Raw genomic sequence first — 18,766 nt, forward strand, 5'->3', positions numbered from 1 at the left:
TCCCCATCCTGCTGATGCAGGATGGGGATTGGGGGCACCCGCCACCCGGAGTCAGGCTCCGGGCGACATCGTGTGCTTTAGGCTTGAGCGGCTTTGAATGCCAGACGCCATTGGTGCAGCAAGGGCTCGGTGTAGCCGTTAGGCTGTTCCAGACCCTTCAGAACCAGATCCTGAGCGGCGCGGAAGGCAAAGGAGCCTTCAAAGTTGCCGGCCATGTTCTGGTAGGCGGGGTCGCCCGCGTTTTGCTGGTCTACCACAGCCGCCATGCGCTGCAGGGTTTCAACCACTTGTTCGTGGGTGACGATGCCGTGCAGCAGCCAGTTGGCGATGTGCTGGCTGGAGATACGCAGGGTAGCGCGGTCTTCCATCAGGCCGACGTTGTGGATGTCAGGCACTTTGGAGCAACCCACGCCCTGGTCAATCCAGCGCACGACGTAACCCAGAATGCCCTGAGCGTTGTTGTCCAGCTCTTCCTGGATTTCCTTGGCGGACCAGTTGGTGTCCGTGGCCACAGGAATGGTCAGGATGCTGTCCAGGTAGTCGTTGGTGTCGCTTTCCAGACCTTTCTGGACGTCGACCACGTTGACTTGGTGGTAGTGCAAGGCGTGTAGCGTGGCAGCAGTAGGCGATGGCACCCAGGCGGTGTTGCCACCCGCTTTCACGTGGCCAATTTTTTGCTCCAGCATTTCTGCCATCAGGTCAGGCATGGCCCACATGCCTTTACCGATCTGGGCGCGACCGCGCAGACCGCACTGCAGGCCGATCTGAACGTTGTTGCGTTCATAGGCAGGCTGCCATTCGGCTTGTTTCATGTCGGCCTTGCGCACCACGGCGCCCGCTTGCATGCACGTGTGGATTTCGTCGCCAGTACGGTCCAGAAAGCCTGTGTTGATGAACACCACGCGCTCGGTGGCCTGGGCAATGGCGGCCTTCAGGTTCACGCTGGTGCGGCGCTCTTCGTCCATGATGCCCAGTTTGACGGTGTTGGGAGCCAGACCCAGCAGGCCTTCCACACGGTCAAAAATTTCGCTGGCAAAGGCCACTTCGTCAGGGCCGTGCATTTTGGGTTTGACGATGTACAGCGAGCCGCTGCGCGAGTTTTTCTTCAGTTGCAGATCACGCATGCCGATCAGGGTGGTGATCACGGCGTCCAGAATGCCTTCAGGAATTTCGCGACCTTCGCCGTCAATGATGGCGGGGTTGCTCATCAGGTGACCGACGTTACGCACGAACATCAGCGAGCGGCCAGCCAGAGTCTGGGTAGCGCCCTTCAGGTCGGTGTACTGGCGATCATCAGCCAGGCGGCGGGTGAAAACCTTGCCGTCTTTCTTGATTTCTTCGGTCAGCGAGCCGGTCACCAGACCCAGCCAGTTGCGGTAGGCCAGAACCTTGTCGTCGGCGTCCACGGCAGCCACGGAGTCTTCGCAGTCCATGATGGTGGTCAGCGCGGCTTCCAGAACGATGTCTTTCACGCCAGCCGGGTCGGTCTTGCCGATGGCACTGGTGGGGTCGATCTGCAGTTCAAAGTGCAGGCCGTTGTGCAGGAACACGATGGCTTCAGGCGCATCGGGCTGACCACGGTAACCCAGCAGGGTCGATGCATCTTTCAGGCCGGTGGTGCCGCCGTTTTCCAGGGTGACGCGCACAGCGCCGTCAGCGATGGTGTAGGAGGTAGCCTGGTCGTGGCTGCCTTGAGCCAGAGGAATAGTGTCGTTCAGGAACTGGCGGCCAAAGGCGATAACCTTGGCACCGCGCACGGCGTTGTAGCCACCGCCACGCTGGGCACCGTCGGTGTCAGGGATGGCGTTGGTGCCGTACAGAGCGTCATACAGGCTGCCCCAACGTGCGTTTACGGCGTTCAGCGCGTAACGTGCGTTCATGATGGGCACAACCAACTGAGGGCCACCTTGTTCGGTGATTTCAGTGTCGACGTTGGTGGTGTTGACCTTGACGTTGGCAGGCGCCTCTTTCAGATAGCCGATGGAGCTCAGGAAGCTCTTGTAGGCAGGCATATCGGTGATGGGGCCTGGATTGGCCGTGTGCCACTTGTCCAGTTCGACTTGCAAGCGGTCGCGTTCGGCCAGCAAGGCGCGGTTTTTAGGTGCCAGATCATGGACCAGCTTATCGAAACCAGTCCAGAAGGCTTCGGAGGAGATACCTGTGCCGGGCAGGGCTTCTTGTTCGATGAACTGATGAAGCACCTCGGCGACTTGCAATCGCTGGCAGGAGATTCGAGTGGTCATGTGTACCCTTGCTGATAGTTAAAAGTGATTCGGTACAGCGGCAGGCCAAACGGCCTTGCTAACTGCGATTACCTGGTCAAGAGCGCATTCAGAACTTGCTGAAATCGCGGGTGGATAGACCCACGCGGCGCCAGGACACAAATGACATCAGAGGGCGAGCAGATTGCTTGAAGCGAAAATCATTAAAATACGCTAACCCATTGTAAATTAGCCTAAATACAAGCTAATTTGCGCGATGACGAGCTATGTCTCACACGCATGCCGAGCACACTGCCAGGTTGGATAACTTAAATTATGAAGGACTGACGCAAGCTGGATTTAATACTAAAAGTATTAAGACTACATACTTAATGTATTTACTGGTTTTGGGCAAGTCTTATATATGAGGTAGAAGACGTAGCTGACTTTCCCTTGTCATCATAAGCCGCCACATCGAGTACTGCTTGAAATACTTGAAATGCCTGCCAAGCCGCTTGTATAGGGCCTTTGACATCAAAGCGGGTTCTAGGGGGCAGGCGTACGTCAGGGTGTCCTTGGCCGAATCGGTGAAAAGTGAAATGTGCCCAAAACCGGGGCAAAGGCGCTGATCCAAATAGGGACCGTGAGTGAATTCCGTCTGAAAACCACAGAGAGTCGCGTCCATTGTGTGGACAGGAGGGCTTGTGATTCAGTCAAAAACCAGTGACGACATTTGCTTTGGGTTGGGTGCTGCCTTGGCCATCCTGCGCGGATACGGCAAGACGCTGTGGGCTGACCGAGCCATTTCAAAGGTAGATGGGGGATGGCTGTAGGTGTAGGCGAAAACGATAGCCGGGCTTCTGCCTCGGGTGGTGGTGGTCTGCGAAAGCGGCAGACGGCCAGGCATGTTTGTTTGGCTGGCACATAAGCGTGCGGATCAGGCAGTTGAATTTGTCATAGAGCCGTGTAGGAGGCCAGACAATAAACAGCTTATGATGCTTGCAGATCTGCTTGTCTTTGTTTCCCCTTGGAATACTTGTTATGTCTGATCCCAGCGGTTTTTCTCGTATCACGTCCACGCCCGAGTTGATTCCGTTCAAGGCTTATCAGGACGCCGGCCAGGCTTTGGAGCAGTTGCGCCATATCTACGATCGCAATACCGCTTTTTTGCGTGATTCTTTTGCCCAGTGCCTGGAAAGTGGCTTTCCACGCGGGCAGCGGTTCAGAGCCTGCTACCCTGCGGTGCGCTTGCGCGTCGATACCTATCAGGAAGTGGATAGCCGTCTGTCTTACGGGCACGTGGTTGAACCTGGTGTGTACATGACCACCATTACCGCCCCTGGCCTGTATCACGATTACTTGCTGGAGCAGTTGGAGTTGCTGCTGCGCAATCATGGTGTGCAGGTAGAAGTGGGCGAGTCATCCGTGCCTATTCCATTGCATTTCGCCCTGAACAATGGCGTGCAAACTACCGTGACGACTGTGCCCGAGTCCCCCGGTGACACCTTGCGTGACCACTTCGACGTGCCCGATCTGGCGTATATGGACGATGCCATTGTCAACGGCACGTGGGAGCGTGTGCATAACGAACCTTTGCCGTTGGCCCCGTTTACCGCGCCGCGTATCGACTACTCCTTGCATCGTTTGCAGCACTACAGCGCCACCCGGCCCGAGTACTTCCAGAACTTTGTACTGTTTACCAATTACCAGTTCTATGTGGACGAGTTCTGCCAGTGGGCGCGTGAAGTGCTGCAGGCCGACGAGCAGGGGTATATCGATCTGGTGGAACCCGGCAATATCATCACCCCGGCGGGCGCGAATGCTTCAACAACAGGTTCGCCCCTGGCCCGTGCGCCGCAGATGCCCTCTTACCATTTGCGCCGGGCTGATCACTCCGGCATCACGCTGATCAATATCGGTGTGGGGCCGTCCAATGCCAAGACCATTACGGACCACGTTGCCGTCTTGCGCCCTGCCGCCTGGCTGATGCTGGGCCACTGCGCGGGGTTGCGTACTACCCAGCGTTTGGGTGATTACGTGCTGGCACATGGCTATGTGCGTCAGGATCACGTGTTGGACGAAGATTTACCCACCTGGGTGCCTATCCCTCCCTTGGCTGAAATCCAGGTCGCTCTGGAGCAAGCCGTGGCCGAGGTGGCCGGGCTATCGGGTTGGGAACTGAAACGCATCATGCGCACGGGCACGGTGGCGTCCATTGATAACCGTAATTGGGAATTGCGTGACCACCACGAGCCGGTGCGACGTTTGTCGCAGTCGCGAGCGATTGCACTGGATATGGAGTCCGCCACGATTGCCGCCAATGGTTTCCGCTTCCGTGTGCCGTATGGCACCTTGCTGTGCGTGTCGGACAAGCCCTTGCATGGCGAGCTGAAACTGCCGGGTATGGCCAGTGAGTTCTATGCGCGTCAGGTTGGCCAGCATTTGCACATCGGCATCCGGGCGCTGGAATTGCTGCGCGAGATGCCCAAGGAAAGGCTGCATTCACGCAAGTTGCGCAGCTTTCTGGAAACGGCGTTTCAATAAGATATTGCAGGCACCAATATGGATAAAGCGTTTCAAGACTTTTATGCCGATAACTTCAGCCACTGCTACGGTTGCGGCAAACATAATCCCGACGGGCATCAGCTAAAAAGCTATTGGGACGGCGACGATACCGTGGCTCGCTACACACCCAAGCCGATTTACAGCGGTGGTGTGCCCAATCATGTGTATGGCGGCTTGATTGCGTCCCTGCTGGACTGTCACGGTACGGCGTCTGCGGCGGCCTTCATTTACCGGGATTTGGATATCGAGATGGGCACCAGCGAGGAGCCGATTCGTTGCGTGACCGCTTCCCTGAAAGTGGAGTTTCGGCGTCCTGCTCCAATGGGGACAGAGCTGACCGTGCAGGGCAAGTTGCGTGAGCTGGATGGGCGCAAGGTCTGGGTAGACCTGTCGCTAAGCGCAAATGGTGAGGTCTGTGCGACGGGTGAAATGCTGGCGATACGTTTCAAGGAATAAGCGGGTTTTTGGGCTTGTGTGGCAGCCAGACAATAAAAAGCCGGGCCTGAAATAGGCCCGGCTTTTAGTATTGCCAACCCAGTTATTTAGCGGCTGGCAGCAATGGCGTCACGCGCTTTCTTTACCAGATCTTCACCAATGGTTTTGGTCCATTTTTCGACCACACCTTCGGTTGCCTTGGCAAAGGCGGCATGCTGCTCAGGAGTCAGGGTGGTGATTTTCACACCGTGGCTTTCGATCTCTTTGAGCAGGGACGGATCTTCAGCCGTGATGCCGGTGCGCGCAATGACGATCTCACGTTTGCCAGCTTCCATAGCGGCTTCACGCACGATCTTCTGGTCTTCCTCACTCCAGGATTTCCACACATCGCGGTTCACCACAAACACCAGTGGATCCGACACGTAGTTCCACAGAGTCAGGTATTGCTGCTGCACGTCGTACAGCTTGGCACCGGCGTAGATGGACAGGGGGTTTTCCTGGCCGTCCACGGCCTTATTGGCCAGTGCTGGCTGTGCGTCAGCCCAGCTCATTTGTGTGGGATTGGCGCCCAGGGCACTGAAGGTGTCCATGTACAAGGGCGAACCCACCACACGTAGTTTCAAACCCTTCATATCCTCAGGCTTGGTCACTTCGTGCTTGGAGTTGCTGAGCTGACGGAAACCGTTTTCACCCCAGGCCAGAGGCACCACACCGGCTTTCTCGATGTAGCCAAACAGGTCCTTGCCCACTTCACCGTGGATCAAGGCGTCGGTGGCTTTGGCATCGGGCTGAAGGAATGGCAGGGAGAACAGGTTCAGTTGTTTGATCTGGGGGGACCAGTTGATGGTGGAACCCACGGCCATATCAATGATGCCTTGGCGAATGGCGGTGAACTCGCGTGTCTGGTCGCCTTGCACCAGCGAGGTACCCGGGTAGATTTTGATATTGATGCGGCCATCGGTGCGTTCGCGCACCAGGTCGGACCAGATCACCGCACCTTGGCCCCAAGGGAAGGAGGTGCCCACCACGATGGACAGCTTGTATTCGGATTTGTAGGCGGCTTGCGCTGCCGGAACCACGGCCAGGGTGGCGGCTGTACATGCCAGAGCGGCCAGAATGTGACGGAATTTCATGGGTCAGGTCTCCCTTTCTATGAGTTGTGTTGCAGTCTTGTGGTTTTAGTTAAAACCCAGGTAGCGTGGCAGCCACAGGGCGATTTCGGGCTCTATGATCACTAGCATCATGGTGGTGCCCATACCCAGCAGCAACCAGCCTACCCAGCGCAGGGTGCTTTCCATGGGTACGCCTGCGATACGGCAGGCCACCATCAGGTTCACGGCGACGGGTGGGGTGAATTGGCCCAGGGCGACATTCAACGTCAGCAGAACCCCAAACCAGACGGGGTGCCAGCCAAAGTTGTAGGCAATCGGCATGAACAGCGGCACAAAGATCAGGAAGATCGAAATGCCATCCAGGAACATGCCCAGCACAATCAGCATGACAATCATCAATGCCAGAATGCCGTACTCGCCCAGACCGGAATTGATGATGGCATTGGTGACGGGGTCAATAATGCTCAGGGTGGATAAGGCCCAGGCAAAAATACCGGCCAATGCCACGACCATCATGATGACGGCTGATAGTTCGGCGGCTTCTCGCAGGATCAAAAACAGATCGCGGAACTGGATGGTGCGATGGATGACCATACCCACAAACAAGCCGTAGAACACGGCCACCACAGCCGCTTCGGTGGGGGTGAACAGACCCAGGCGCATACCGCCCAGGATAATGACCGGCGCAATCAGGCCCCAGGCGGCTTCTCGCAAACTACGCCAGAATGGCGGGCGCGGCAGTTCGGCTTCGGCCAATCCCAGCTTGTGACGACGCGACAGCCAGATGGCTGGAATGATCAGGCCTATCCCTGCCAGCATGCCTGGAAACATACCGGCAGCAAACAGGGCCGGTACCGAGGCTTCCGGCACCAGCACCGAGTAGATAATGAACGCAATAGACGGTGGAATCAGAATGTCAGTGGCAGCACCCGCGCCCACAATACTGGCGGCAAAGGGGCCTGGATAGCCCGCGCGTTTCATCGCGCCGATCATGACTGCACCTACGGCGGCGGCGCAGGCGGGGCCGGAACCGGAAATACCGCCCAGGAACATGGCCACCCCAATCGCGACGACGGGCAGCATGCCGGGACCACGGCCAACCAGCGCCACGGCAAAGTTCACCAGACGGCTGGCAACGCCTGAGCGGTCAAAAATGGAGCCCACCAGCACAAACATGGGGATGGCCAACAAGGGGTATTTGGCCAGGCCGGCGTAAAAACTTTGCGGTACCGCCATCAGGCCAAACCAGTGCGTGTCCAGGTTCGACATCAGGATGGCAAACGTACCGCCTATGCCTAGCGATACGCCAACGGGTACGCCTACCAGCATCAAACCGATAAAGATGATGAACAGCAAGCTTGCAATCATGGTTTGGCCTGCCAACGACGGATCCACATGCCCAACAAGCGCAGGCTCAGGGTAGTGGACAGGATGGGCAGCCACATGCTGTACCACCAGGTGGGCACGCCAATGGAGGGAGAGGTATCGCCCCACTGGAATTCATCTAAGGCCATGCGGCCCGACAGAATGGCCATGCCAATAAAGAACAACAGGCTCATGCCAATGCTCAACAAGGCCAGGCGACGTTGCCGATGCTGTGTACCTGCATCGGCAAAGACTTCAATGCGAATATGCAGGTGGCGCACACAGGCACTGGCACCTGCATTCATGGTCAGGACCACCAGCAAGAAGATGGAAATTTCCTCGGTCCAGGCAAAGGAGCTATTGGTCAGATAGCGGACAAACACGTTGGCGAACGTAATTAAGGCCAAGGCCGCCATGATCAGGACCGATGCCCAGTCCTCTATTTGCAAAGGAATACGCAGGCCTGATTGGGTCGGCGTGGCAGCGTGATGGGAGGGTGTATCTGTAGAACTTGAATCCATGAGATCGGTCGGATTGGGCAATAAAGCTACATGCTAGCGGTCAAAGACGGGGCTGGCAGTGAGTAATTTCCCCCGGTGCACGAGCACTGACGGGCCATTGCTGGCCCTGAGGGGAGACGATAGGAATCGAGGGCGAGGGCACACGCGGTACGGGGTTGGTGCTTCGCCTAGCTGAGGAGGTGTAAAACCTGGCCCGGCACGACAGATGGGCCTGTGTGTGGCGCTCTGAGAGAGCCCGGCAGGGGTGTGGCCGGGCCTGCTGTGCGGGGCGATTAGCAAGGGTGCAGGCTGCCGGTGAGGCAGCCTGGGCTAATGCAAGCTGGGGGACAGCTTACTCTTTTTTACGGTCCTTTTTTTCCTTTTTGCCTTCTTTGTCCTTTTTAGACGATTTTTTGTCTTTATTTTTATTCTTGTGTTTGGCTTTATCTTTTTTCTTCTTTTTGCTCTTTTTGTCTTTTTTATCTTTGTGCCCTGAAGACTCTGTATCGTCGTCCGTGTCGTCGTCTTTATCCTGATCGGGCTCGTCCTTTTCCACTCCCTGTTTAGGGGCGGCGGCTTGCAGATCAGCCGTTTTTTGCTTGACCGAGACAGGGGCTTTGCGGGCTTGCTCCATTTCTGCATCCAACTCGGCGGCCACGTCACGCAGCTCGTCTGCCACAGCCTGGGAGCGATCTGATTGCAGGGCAATCATGGTGCCACGGCATTGGGCTGCGCCACACAGACAGCGATAGTTCTGCTTGAGCTCTTCGGTAATTTCATCGTCGATGACCAGCGAGTAGTCATACAGAAGCTCTTGCCCGGCAGGGATATCGCGCATGGCCACAATGAACACGCGTGAGCCGTCTGCGTTCTCGTGACCTTCACAGTTGGGTGCGCAAGAGTGGTTGATCCAGCGCGAGTCGTTGCCCCTTTGGCCACCGTCCACAATTTTGCCGTTGCTCAATGCAAAGAAAAAAGTGTGAAAGGGCTCGTCGGGATTGACCGGGAACAGGGCATCGGCCTGTTCGGGTGTCAGCCGCTTGCCCGAGTATTGCAGAATGCGCGTTCCGGCAGGAATATCGCGCAGCGCAAAAACGCCATTGCCATGCAGTTTGGACGGTTTGACGACATGCCAGGGTTGGCGTTGAGTGACCATGGGGAATCAGCCTGTAAAAGGGGATAAACTGGACGGCGATCTCTATCTTACAAAACATGCAGGGCTACGCAACCATGTCACTTGAAACGACCGCCCATAACGGCGCGCAAATCTTGCTCGAAACCTTGATCGCTCAGGGTGTGGATACCATTTTTGGTTATCCTGGCGGAGCGGTGTTACCGCTCTATGATGCGCTTCATGCTCAACCGCGAATTCGTCATATTCTGGTCCGTCACGAGCAAGCTGCCGTACACGCGGCCGAAGGCTACGCCCGTAGCACCGGTAAACCTGGCGTAGTGCTGGTGACATCAGGACCCGGTATGGCCAATACCACCTCCGGTTTGCTCGATGCCTTGTGTGATTCTATTCCTGTCCTGTGCATTAGTGGTCAAGTAGCGACCACCGCAATTGGGACTGCTGCGTTCCAGGAGTGCGATGCCATTGGCATTTCCCGCCCTGTGACCAAGTGGAATGCCCAGGTGCGTCGTATTGAAGATGTGGCTTCCTTGACAGCCAAAGCCTTGCGCCTGTGTACCCAGGGTCGCCCCGGCCCGGTGTTGCTGGACTTTCCCAAAGATATTCAGATCGCCACCCTGCCGGCTGCCAGCAGCGAATCACCCGTTCAGGAAGAGGCCGACAGTCTGTTGGCGCCTGCCGCTCCGGCCCCTGCTCAGGAAGCGGCGATCAAACGCGCGGCTGCCATGATCGCCCACGCTCGTCGCCCCGTATTTTACGGCGGTGGTGGCTTGATCAACTCCGGGGCCGATGCCAGCCATGCCTTCACCAGCCTGGTTCAGGAAACTGGCGCACCTTGCACGCTGACCTTGATGGGTTTGGGCGCTTATCCTGCGCGTGACGAACAGTTTGTCGGCATGCTGGGCATGCACGGCACCTTGGAAGCGAATCTGGCCATGCACCATGCCGATCTGATCATCTGTGTGGGTGCGCGTTTCGATGATCGCATTACCGGCCGCCTGTCCGACTTCTGCCCCCATGCCAGCAAGATTCATATTGATATCGACCCCGGTTCCATCGACAAGGTTGTGCGTGCCGATGTGGCCTTGGTGGGCGATTGTTATCCCCTGCTACGCGCCTTGCGCAAAGAGCTGTCGCATCACGAATTGCCCGAAGGCCGCTTGAACGACTGGTGGCAGCGTATTGGCGTGTGGCGTGCGCAAGAGTGCTTGAACGTCACCCCGCGCAGCGATGCGATCTTGCCGCAGCATTTGCTGCAACGGTTGGACGCGCATTTGGAAGGCCGCGATGCCATCGTGTCTACCGATGTGGGCCAGCATCAGATGTGGGCGGCACAATACATCAAGTTTGATCGCCCCCGCCGTTGGCTGACCTCCGGTGGTGCGGGCACCATGGGGTATGGCGTGCCCGCCGCGTTTGGCGCGCAGATTGCACATCCCGACAAGCTGGTGGTGTGTGTCAGTGGTGACGCGTCGGTGCTGATGAATATTCAGGAACTGGCCAGCGCCGTGCAGCATCGCACGCCGATCAAGGTGATTTTGTGCAATAACCGCCACATGGGCATGGTGCGCCAGTGGCAAGAGCTGATCCATGATGGCCGTTACAGCCACAGTTATAACGAAGCCATGCCGGATTTTGTGGCGCTGTCACGCGCTTTTGGTTGGGAAGCTGAGCGCGTGGAGCATCCCGATCAGTTGGATGCCGCGCTGGAGCGCTGTCTGGCTCATGACGGCCCCTTCTTCCTGAACGTGGAAGTGCTGGCGCTGGAAAACTGTTTTCCCATGATGCCAGCGGGCTATGGCCACCAACAGGTCATGTTGTCCGAAGATAACTGGTATGTAGAAGAATAAGGTGTCTGGCGGGGGCACAGGCGTAAAAACCCCTATGTCCCAGCCCGGGCACTACGCATTAAATACACTGATCCATTCAGACAGGAGGGGCATGCATGATGTACCGACACATGAAGAACCGTCTTTTGGCCGCAGGTTTGATGCTGGGCTTGGGCCTGGCGGCGGGGGCGGCTACGGCTCAGACTTCCTTGAAGTTGGCCTACGCTTTGTCCACCAGTTCCCACTACGGTGCGGGCGCCAAAGCCTTTGCCAGTGCGCTGGAAAAGGATGGCAATTACACCATCGAGGCCTTTCCCAACAGCGCCCTGGGTGGCGAGCGCGAAGTCATTGAAGGCCTGCAACTGGGCACAATTGATCTGGCCATTGTCTCGACCGGCGCAACCTTGAACTTTGTGCCCAAGACCGGCGTATTCGATATTCCTTTCCTGTTTCGCGATCTGCAACATGCCCGTCATGTGCTCGATGGCAAGATCGGCCAGGACATGCTGGCTGAATTTCCCAAACGCGGGATTGTGGCCTTGGCCTGGGGTGAGCAAGGCTTCCGTCACCTGACCAATAATGTGCGTCCTGTGACGACCCCGGCCGATGCCAAGGGTTTGAAGATACGCACGACAGAAAACCCTATTCACATTGCCGCTTTCCGCGAGATTGGCATTCTGGCCACGCCCATGGCCTGGCCAGAAGTGGCGACTGCCCTGCAACAAGGCACCATCGACGGCCAGGAAAACCCCTTGTCCGTGATTGTGTCGGCCAAGCTGCCGCAGTTGCAAAAGTATCTGTCGCTGACTGCTCACGTGTACGGTCCGGCCCTGGTGCTGATGTCCCCGGCGGTGTATGACGGCCTGTCCGACCAGGACAAGCAGTTGATGAAGGATGCCGGTGTGACAGCCGCCCAGGCCATGCGTGATTACGTGGACGACATCGAGAAAACCGGCGTGGATGCCGTCAAGGCTGAAGGCATGCAGGTCAATACCGTTGACCATGCGGCGTTTGCCAAAGCGGTCGAGCCTGTCTACCCCCAGTACTACAAACAGTTCGGCCAGGAGCTGGTCGAGGCCATTCGTCAGGCTCAGTAAACGGCGCTCATCATGAAAGTGCTGCTGTCCGTTCTGGATAAGGGCCTGTTCCGTCTGGTGTCCTGGGTGACGCAGTTGCTGCTGCTCTCGGCAGTGGCGGCTGCGTTCTATCAAGTGATTGCCCGTTTCGTGCTCCAGTCGCCCGCCGACTGGAGCGAAGCCTGGTCGCGTGCCGCCCTGATCTGGACGGTCATGCTGGGGCTGTGTCTGGCCTTGCGTCAAGGCGCCATGCTGAGCGTGGATGTGCTGCGGCTCTGGGTCGGGAAGCGAACTCAGCATTGGCTGGATGTGGCCGTGCTGCTTACTTGCCTGGCTTTTTTCGGCCTGCTGACCTGGGTCGGCATTCAAATGACCTGGCGGGTGCGGTTCCAGACCATGCCCAGTCTGGAGTGGTCCATTTCCTGGGTGTATATCGCGATCCCGATTGGGGCCGTGCTGGCCATTTTGGGCTTGCTGGCCCGTTGGCTTGAAAGACCGGCACCTGCTGTGGTGGATCACACGCAGCTTTGACCCCTTGTCTTTAAAGCACCACCGAACGTTGGATGCCAGGCAGGCATCTGTTTAGACCGGAGACTGTATCGTGCCCCAGATCATGCTTGTGTCCATGCTGCTGTTTTTTGTATTGACGGTGCCCGTGGCCATTGCCGTGGGGCTGGCCAATATGGCGGGGGTGGCGTGGGAGGGGCGCATGACGTTTCTGGTGATCGCCCAGCAGTTGTATGCGGCCCTGGACAAGTATCCCCTGGTGGCGGTGCCTTTCTTCATCCTGGCGGGCAATTTGATGGAATCGAGCGGCATGTCCAGCCGTATGGTCGAGTTTGCCAAAAGCCTGGTCGGTGGTGTGCAAGGTGGCTTGGCCTGCAGTTGTGTGCTGACCTGCATGATTTTTGCCGCTGTGGCCGGCTCCAGTGTGGCAACCACCTTTGCGGTGGGGGCGATTTTGATTCCTGCTATGGTCCGGCACGGCTATCCGGCGCCGTTTGCGGCGTCCTTGCAGGCATCTGCTGCGGAGCTGGGGGTGATTATTCCCCCTTCCATTCCCATGATTCTGTTTGCCGTCTCAACGGATACTTCGGTGGGCGAGCTGTTTGTCGCGGGGATTGGTCCAGGCTTGTTGATCGGTGGTGCCTTGATGCTTTACGTGTGGCTGTATGCGCGCCGTCATGGACTGGGCCTGCAAGATGGTGTGGGTCGTTTGGGCGTCTGGACGGCCTTTCGTCAGGCGTGGCTGGCCTTGTTGATGCCGGTGATCATTCTTGGTGGGATCTATGGGGGTATTTTCACGCCGACCGAGGCCTCAGCCGTGTCGGTCGTTTATGCCTTGATCGTCAGCATGGTGATCTATCGCAGCGTGAAGTGGAGCGATTTGTCCAAGGTGCTGCATCGTTCCGTGGTATCCACGGCGGTCATTATGTTCATTATTGCCAATGCTGGTGTATTCGGTTTCTTGCTCAATCGCACCGGCATTCCAGCCGCCTTGGGCACATGGTTGGGGGAGTTGTTTAGCAGCCCTGTGCTGTTTTTGATGGGGATAAATGCCGCCTTGTTCGTGGTGGGCATGTTTGTCGAGACCTCGGCCTCAATCGTGGTTCTGGCCCCTCTCTTGTTGCCGGTGGCCGTGCAGTTTGGCATTGATCCGGCGCATTTTGGCATCATCATGGTGGTCAATTTGGCATTGGGAATGATAACGCCCCCCTTTGGCGTGAACTTGTTTGCCGCCTGCTCAGTGGCCGGAATTTCCTTGGAAAAACTGGTGCGCCCCCTGTTGCCCTTCGTGGCGGCTATTTTGGCCTGCTTGATGCTGATCAGCTATGTGCCAGAAGTCAGTTTGTGGGCGCGAGACCTGGTGTACCGTTAATGAATTGTCTGCTTTTCTGAGCACTGTTCATGAGCTACTTTCTCCTGCTGTTGATCCATCTTTTGGCTGCGATTTTTTTCATCGGCACGGTGTTTTTCGAGGTGCTGATGTTGTCGCCTCTGGCGCGCCATGTCTCCCGGCCATCGATGCGGGAGTTCGAGCATGCCTTGGGGCGACGGGCGCGCCGTATCATGCCTTGGGTCTTGTTATTGCTTTACGGTGCGGGTTTGAGTCTGGCCTGGCAGCATCGGGCCCTGTTTGAGGTGGGTGGGGCCCGTGCCTGGATTTTGGGCTTGAAAATCGCCTTGGCGTTAAGTGTATTTGGACACTTCCTGTCCGTCATGGTGATGAGCCGGCGCAAGACCATGACGGCGCGGCGCTCACGGATTATTCACCTTAGTGTTCTTGCTCACGTATTGTTGATCGTGGTGCTAGCTAAGGCTTTATTTTATTGGCCGCTTTAAGGTTCCGGCTGTTGTCGTCTATGCCAAAACCTGACAACTGTCCGCTTTCTATTGGCGTTTCCATATGCTGCGCTATTGCTATGTTGATATTGATGTACAGCCGTAAATCTGGCCGGTATAAAGACCGGAAAAAAAGGCGGCAAATATACGTATATTAACTAATGTAAAATTCATATAAAATCTATTAATATCAATATATTGAGATGTGATCGCAAGCGGAATTTAAGGCGGCAAAAAATGTATGATTCTCCTCATCAGTTCGACCCTCTTGTTCCGGCGAGCTTACCTCAGGCTTTGATCGAGAAAGCGGCCGATATTGCTCGTGATGCAAGCCGTTTGGCGGGTGTGGCTCACCCGCGCGCGCGTGAAAGTATTCGTGAGCTTGTACGATCCATGAACTCGTACTACTCGAACCGGATTGAGGGACAAAGTACTCATCCGATCCATATTGAGGATGCTTTACACAAGCAGTTTTCAGATAAGCCAGACGTTGCTCGACTACAGCGCGTCGCGTTGGCGCATATCCAGGCGGAAAAAGATCTGGAGGAGTTGCTTGATCAAGGAGTGTCTCCGATGAACTCGGAGTTTCTGCTGATCGCTCATGAGAAGTTGTACTCGCAACTGCCTCAGGAGGACCGGCTTACCGAAGATGGCCGAGTCATTATTCCTGGCAAACTTCGAGAGGAGACGGTGCAGGTTGGCCGACACATTCCTCCGGTCGCCACATCTTTACCCCGTTTTATGAAGCGCATGGACGAGGTCTATGACCAAAGCCATTCTTGGGATCGACGACTTATTCTGGTCGCCTGCTTGCACCACCGTGTCACATGGGTGCACCCCTTTTTGGATGGTAATGGCCGCTCTGCCCGCTTGCAGACGCATTGTGCTCTTTGGCCTTTATCCGAAGGCTTGTGGTCGCCCAGTCGAGGGCTGGCCCGTGCCACGCAAGACTATTACGTTCATTTGAATAATGCAGATTCGGCCCGCCGTGGGGATTTGGACGGTAGAGGCAATTTGAGCACTGCCGGTTTGAATGAATGGATTGAGTTCTTTCTTGGTATTTGCCAAGATCAAGTGACGTTCATGGGGCGTATGCTTGATTTGGATGATATGAAGCGACGCATTGAGGCGCTCATCATATTTCGCCACGCTCATGACAAGGAAGTGCGTAAAGAGGCTATCTTGCCTCTCTATCATTTGTTTGCAGCGGGTCCTCTCAAGCGCATGGAGTTTGCGCAGATGACGGGTTTAGGCGAGCGTACAGCACGCTCCTTGATGTCGAAGCTGTTAAAAAGCGGCTTGCTTGTCAGTGATACTGCATCTGGGCCAGTGCGTTGGGGCTTGCCACTTGATAGCTTGCAGTTCTTGTTTCCGGAGTTATATCCGGAAGCCGCAACCAAGCCGGATTAAGTCTCGCTATCTTGTCAGGCGATATGGCGTTGTATAAAAAAATGGCCCCCCAAAAAAGGGAGGCCATTTCTTCCAATTAAGCCGAGCTTTTTACTCCGCCTTGTTGGCCGTCTTTTTAGCAGCTGTTTTCTTGGCTGCCGTCTTCTTGGCCGCTGTTTTCTTCACTGCTGTTTTCTTCACTGCTGTTTTCTTTGCTGCTGTCTTTTTAGCCGCCGCTTTAGTCGCCGTTTTCTTGGCGGCGGACTTGCGGCCTGGCTTCTCTGGACGAGGCTCGAACTCAAAGCCGATCTTGCCGTCGGCCTGACGCACCAGGAAGGCTTTGAACTTGCGGTTGGTGCGCGAGGACACGAAACCATCCAGCAAGTCTGTCTTGCCCTCACCCAGCAACTTGGCCATCTGCTCGCGGGTAATTTCCTGCTGCAAAATCACCTTGCCGCTACGGAAGTCGCAGCTCTTGGAAGGGCCAACGGACTTTTCGCACAAGTAACGCAAGCCATGCTCAAAGACGGAGGACTGGCACTTGGGGCAGGGACCGACCGGGGTCTGGCCACTGAAATCCAGGGTTTCGTCATCATCGTCGTCGTTCTGGCCGAAGTCGAACTCCAGCTTGTACTCGTCGGTGATGCGCAACAGTGCCGCAAAGGGGCGCCCCATCTTGCTGATGAAACCAGGCAGAGGGCCCAGTTCTTTCTTGGCCAGCAGCTCTTCGACTTCAGGCAGCTCAAAGGTGCGACCACCTGGGTGCTTGCCGATAGAGAAATCGCAAGCCGTGCAGGCATAACGACGGTAATTTTCTTTGACCACGCCGCCACATTTAGGGCATGGCGTCTGCAAGGTTGCGTAGTCGCCAGGAACGGTGTCGCGTTCGTACTCTTTCGCACGTTTGACGATCACTTGCGTCATTTGCGCGATTTCACGCATGAACACGTCGCGGTCCAACTGACGTTGCTCGATCTGCTTGAGCTGGTGCTCCCACTCGCCTGTCAGTTCGGGCGAAGTCAGTTCGCTAACGCCCAGACCGGACAACAAAGTCATCAGTTGACGTGCCTTGGCGCTAGGAACCAGTTCGCGGCCTTCACGGCGCAGATAGGCTTCGTTCAGCAGACCTTCAATAATGGCGGCACGAGTGGCTGGTGTACCCAGACCGCGCTCGGACATGGCTTCGCGCAAGGCTTCATCGTCGACGAGCTTGCCCGCGCTTTCCATGGCCGACAGCAAGGTCGCTTCCGTAAAGCGTGCAGGCGGCTTGGTGGCCAGTGCCTTGGTGTTCACATCTTCAGTGCGGACCTTCTCGCCATCGGCAACGGGTACCAGGGACGCGTCTTCGCCTTGGGCATCACGGCCATAAATAGCCAGCCAGCCCGGTTTGACCAGCACTTTGCCTTCCGTCTTGAAATGGTGTCCCGACACCTGCGTGATACGTGTGGTGACGCGGAACTCTGCGGTCGGAAAGAACACGGCCAGGAAGCGACGGCTGATCAGCTCGTAAATCTTGTGTTCGGCATCGCTCAGCTCCCGGGGTACCTGCAAGGTGGGGATGATGGCAAAGTGATCCGACACCTTTTTGTTGTCGAAGATCCGACGGTTGGGCTTGACCCATTTTTGTTCGACCACTTCCTGCGCAAACGGCTGCACCGAAGCACTGGCAGGCGTGCCGCTGTCAGCCAGCGCACGCATGGTTTCTTGCACCGTGCTTATATAGTCTTCGGGCAGGTAGCGCGAATCAGTACGGGGGTAGGTCAGCGCCTTGTGACGTTCGTACAGCGTCTGGGCCAAGGACAAGGTGGTCTTGGCCGAGAAGCCAAAGCGCGAGTTGGCCTCGCGTTGCAGCGAGGTCAAATCAAACAAGGCGGGCGACATCTGCGTGCTGGGCTTGGATTCCTCGGTGACCACACCGGGCTGCTCGCGGCAGGCAGCCACAATGGTCTGAGCGGCAGCCTGGGACCACAGACGCGAGTCTTTCTTCTCGGGGTCGTGTTCGTCCTTGGTGAATTTGGGGTCAAACCAGCGGCCGGAGTACAGGCCGGCAGCGGCGATAAAGTCCGCGTGTACTTCCCAGTAGTCGCGTGATACGAACTGGCGAATGCGGTTCTCGCGCTCGTTCACGATGGCCAGCGTGGGGGTTTGCACACGGCCCACGGGGGTTTTGAAAAAGCCGCCGTCCTTGCTGTTGAAGGCGGTCATGGCACGAGTGCCATTAATGCCCACCAGCCAGTCAGCCTCGGCACGCGAACGGGCCGCTGCTTCCAGCGGTTTCATGTCCTCATCATCACGCAGGTTTTCAAAGGCTTCACGAATCGCCGATTGTGTCATCGAACGTAACCAAAGCCGTTGCACCGGCTTTTTCGCTCCGGCGTATTGCATAATGTAGCGAAAAATCAGCTCACCCTCGCGCCCTGCGTCACAGGCATTAATAACAGCAGTGACATCTTTTCGTTTGATGAGCTTGACCAGCAGTTTCAAGCGTTCAGTCGATTTTTTGTCTGTTGGGTTGAGCTCAAACTGAGGGGGTATAACAGGTAGATGTGTGAAGCTCCACTTGCCGCGAACCGGATCATTAGGGGCAACCAGGCCCAGCAGATGGCCGATGCTGGAGGCCAGCACATAGCGATCGCTTTCAAAATAATCACCTTCTCGAGTGAAACCGCCCAATGCCCGCGAGATATCTACGGCGACTGAAGGTTTCTCGGCAATGATTAGTGTTTTATCCATATGATTCCAGTGACAGCAACTGCGCTGCAATGCGCGAAATGATACGAGGTGCTTATCCCTCTATGCAAGTTATGAGACCTGACAAG

At 56.5% G+C, this 18,766-nt stretch carries 14 protein-coding genes; 8 read left to right on the forward strand and 6 right to left on the reverse strand.

Translation table 11 applies throughout. The annotated features are described in order from the left end of the window. Positions 1-77: 77 nt before the first annotated feature. Complete coding sequence (locus tag OKX01_RS00490; RefSeq protein WP_108727051.1) at positions 78-2,243, reverse strand: malate synthase G; 2,166 nt, start codon at positions 2,241-2,243, stop codon at positions 78-80. Positions 2,244-3,242: 999 nt separating this feature from the next. Here OKX01_RS00490 and OKX01_RS00495 point away from each other — a divergent pair. Then, the gene (locus OKX01_RS00495; protein ID WP_108727053.1) at positions 3,243-4,745 is read left to right on the forward strand and encodes an AMP nucleosidase; all 1,503 of its coding nucleotides are present in this window, start codon (positions 3,243-3,245) and stop codon (positions 4,743-4,745) included. A gap of 18 nt (positions 4,746-4,763) precedes the next feature. Continuing rightward, positions 4,764-5,222, forward strand: coding sequence for a PaaI family thioesterase (locus OKX01_RS00500; protein ID WP_264672279.1), 459 nt, complete (start codon positions 4,764-4,766; stop codon positions 5,220-5,222). 86 nt (positions 5,223-5,308) lie between these two features. Here OKX01_RS00500 and OKX01_RS00505 read toward each other — a convergent pair whose 3' ends face one another. The 4 genes from OKX01_RS00505 to OKX01_RS00520 all read right to left on the reverse strand — a co-directional run bounded on the left by OKX01_RS00505 (position 5,309) and on the right by OKX01_RS00520 (position 9,334). Continuing rightward, positions 5,309-6,334: a DctP family TRAP transporter solute-binding subunit gene (locus tag OKX01_RS00505; RefSeq protein WP_094195222.1), complete on the reverse strand. Its 1,026-nt coding sequence runs from the start codon at positions 6,332-6,334 to the stop codon at positions 5,309-5,311. A gap of 45 nt (positions 6,335-6,379) precedes the next feature. Then, on the reverse strand, positions 6,380-7,681 hold the full coding sequence (locus tag OKX01_RS00510; RefSeq protein WP_094195223.1) for a TRAP transporter large permease: 1,302 nt from the start codon (positions 7,679-7,681) through the stop codon (positions 6,380-6,382). Beyond that, complete coding sequence (locus OKX01_RS00515; RefSeq protein WP_230019508.1) at positions 7,678-8,199, reverse strand: TRAP transporter small permease; 522 nt, start codon at positions 8,197-8,199, stop codon at positions 7,678-7,680. The genes OKX01_RS00510 and OKX01_RS00515 overlap by 4 nt, the downstream gene beginning before the upstream one ends. A gap of 331 nt (positions 8,200-8,530) precedes the next feature. Further along, positions 8,531-9,334, reverse strand: a complete 804-nt coding sequence (locus OKX01_RS00520) for an SET domain-containing protein (protein ID WP_264672280.1) — start codon at positions 9,332-9,334, stop codon at positions 8,531-8,533. 56 nt (positions 9,335-9,390) lie between these two features. Here OKX01_RS00520 and ilvB point away from each other — a divergent pair, with 56 nt between their 5' ends. The 6 genes from ilvB (at position 9,391) to OKX01_RS00550 (ending at position 15,968) form a co-directional block, all read left to right on the forward strand. Continuing rightward, positions 9,391-11,160, forward strand: a complete 1,770-nt coding sequence (gene ilvB, locus OKX01_RS00525) for a biosynthetic-type acetolactate synthase large subunit (RefSeq protein ID WP_108727057.1) — start codon at positions 9,391-9,393, stop codon at positions 11,158-11,160. Positions 11,161-11,270: 110 nt separating this feature from the next. Then, positions 11,271-12,236: a TRAP transporter substrate-binding protein gene (locus OKX01_RS00530; RefSeq protein WP_162988219.1), complete on the forward strand. Its 966-nt coding sequence runs from the start codon at positions 11,271-11,273 to the stop codon at positions 12,234-12,236. A gap of 12 nt (positions 12,237-12,248) precedes the next feature. Further along, entirely contained in the window at positions 12,249-12,746 is a 498-nt protein-coding gene (locus OKX01_RS00535; protein WP_125277897.1) for a TRAP transporter small permease, read from the forward strand. 70 nt (positions 12,747-12,816) lie between these two features. After that, positions 12,817-14,094 (forward strand): TRAP transporter large permease, encoded by a 1,278-nt coding sequence (locus tag OKX01_RS00540; protein ID WP_094195229.1) that lies wholly within the window; start codon positions 12,817-12,819, stop codon positions 14,092-14,094. 29 nt (positions 14,095-14,123) lie between these two features. Further along, positions 14,124-14,558, forward strand: a complete 435-nt coding sequence (locus tag OKX01_RS00545) for a CopD family copper resistance protein (RefSeq protein ID WP_125277895.1) — start codon at positions 14,124-14,126, stop codon at positions 14,556-14,558. A gap of 237 nt (positions 14,559-14,795) precedes the next feature. Continuing rightward, positions 14,796-15,968 carry a Fic family protein gene (locus tag OKX01_RS00550; RefSeq protein ID WP_264672281.1) on the forward strand — a complete coding sequence of 391 codons (1,173 nt, stop codon included), beginning with the start codon at positions 14,796-14,798 and terminating at the stop codon, positions 15,966-15,968. 90 nt (positions 15,969-16,058) lie between these two features. Here the strand turns inward: OKX01_RS00550 and OKX01_RS00555 are convergent, their stop codons facing one another. Next, positions 16,059-18,680 carry a DNA topoisomerase III gene (locus OKX01_RS00555; RefSeq protein WP_264672282.1) on the reverse strand — a complete coding sequence of 874 codons (2,622 nt, stop codon included), beginning with the start codon at positions 18,678-18,680 and terminating at the stop codon, positions 16,059-16,061. Positions 18,681-18,766: the final 86 nt, after the last annotated feature.

Source organism: Alcaligenes sp. SMD-FA (assembly GCF_025960365.1).
In the GTDB taxonomy this organism is placed as follows: Bacteria; Pseudomonadota; Gammaproteobacteria; order Burkholderiales; family Burkholderiaceae_B; genus Alcaligenes; species Alcaligenes aquatilis.

Coding starts and splice junctions, on each gene's coding strand:
- OKX01_RS00490 (WP_108727051.1), bottom strand. CDS start 2,243: ATGACCACTCGAATCTCCTGCCAGCGATTGCAAGTCGCCGAGGTGCTT.
- OKX01_RS00495 (WP_108727053.1), top strand. CDS start 3,243: ATGTCTGATCCCAGCGGTTTTTCTCGTATCACGTCCACGCCCGAGTTG.
- OKX01_RS00500 (WP_264672279.1), top strand. CDS start 4,764: ATGGATAAAGCGTTTCAAGACTTTTATGCCGATAACTTCAGCCACTGC.
- OKX01_RS00505 (WP_094195222.1), bottom strand. CDS start 6,334: ATGAAATTCCGTCACATTCTGGCCGCTCTGGCATGTACAGCCGCCACC.
- OKX01_RS00510 (WP_094195223.1), bottom strand. CDS start 7,681: ATGATTGCAAGCTTGCTGTTCATCATCTTTATCGGTTTGATGCTGGTA.
- OKX01_RS00515 (WP_230019508.1), bottom strand. CDS start 8,199: ATGGATTCAAGTTCTACAGATACACCCTCCCATCACGCTGCCACGCCG.
- OKX01_RS00520 (WP_264672280.1), bottom strand. CDS start 9,334: ATGGTCACTCAACGCCAACCCTGGCATGTCGTCAAACCGTCCAAACTG.
- ilvB (WP_108727057.1), top strand. CDS start 9,391: ATGCAGGGCTACGCAACCATGTCACTTGAAACGACCGCCCATAACGGC.
- OKX01_RS00530 (WP_162988219.1), top strand. CDS start 11,271: ATGAAGAACCGTCTTTTGGCCGCAGGTTTGATGCTGGGCTTGGGCCTG.
- OKX01_RS00535 (WP_125277897.1), top strand. CDS start 12,249: ATGAAAGTGCTGCTGTCCGTTCTGGATAAGGGCCTGTTCCGTCTGGTG.
- OKX01_RS00545 (WP_125277895.1), top strand. CDS start 14,124: ATGAGCTACTTTCTCCTGCTGTTGATCCATCTTTTGGCTGCGATTTTT.
- OKX01_RS00550 (WP_264672281.1), top strand. CDS start 14,796: ATGTATGATTCTCCTCATCAGTTCGACCCTCTTGTTCCGGCGAGCTTA.
- OKX01_RS00555 (WP_264672282.1), bottom strand. CDS start 18,680: ATGGATAAAACACTAATCATTGCCGAGAAACCTTCAGTCGCCGTAGAT.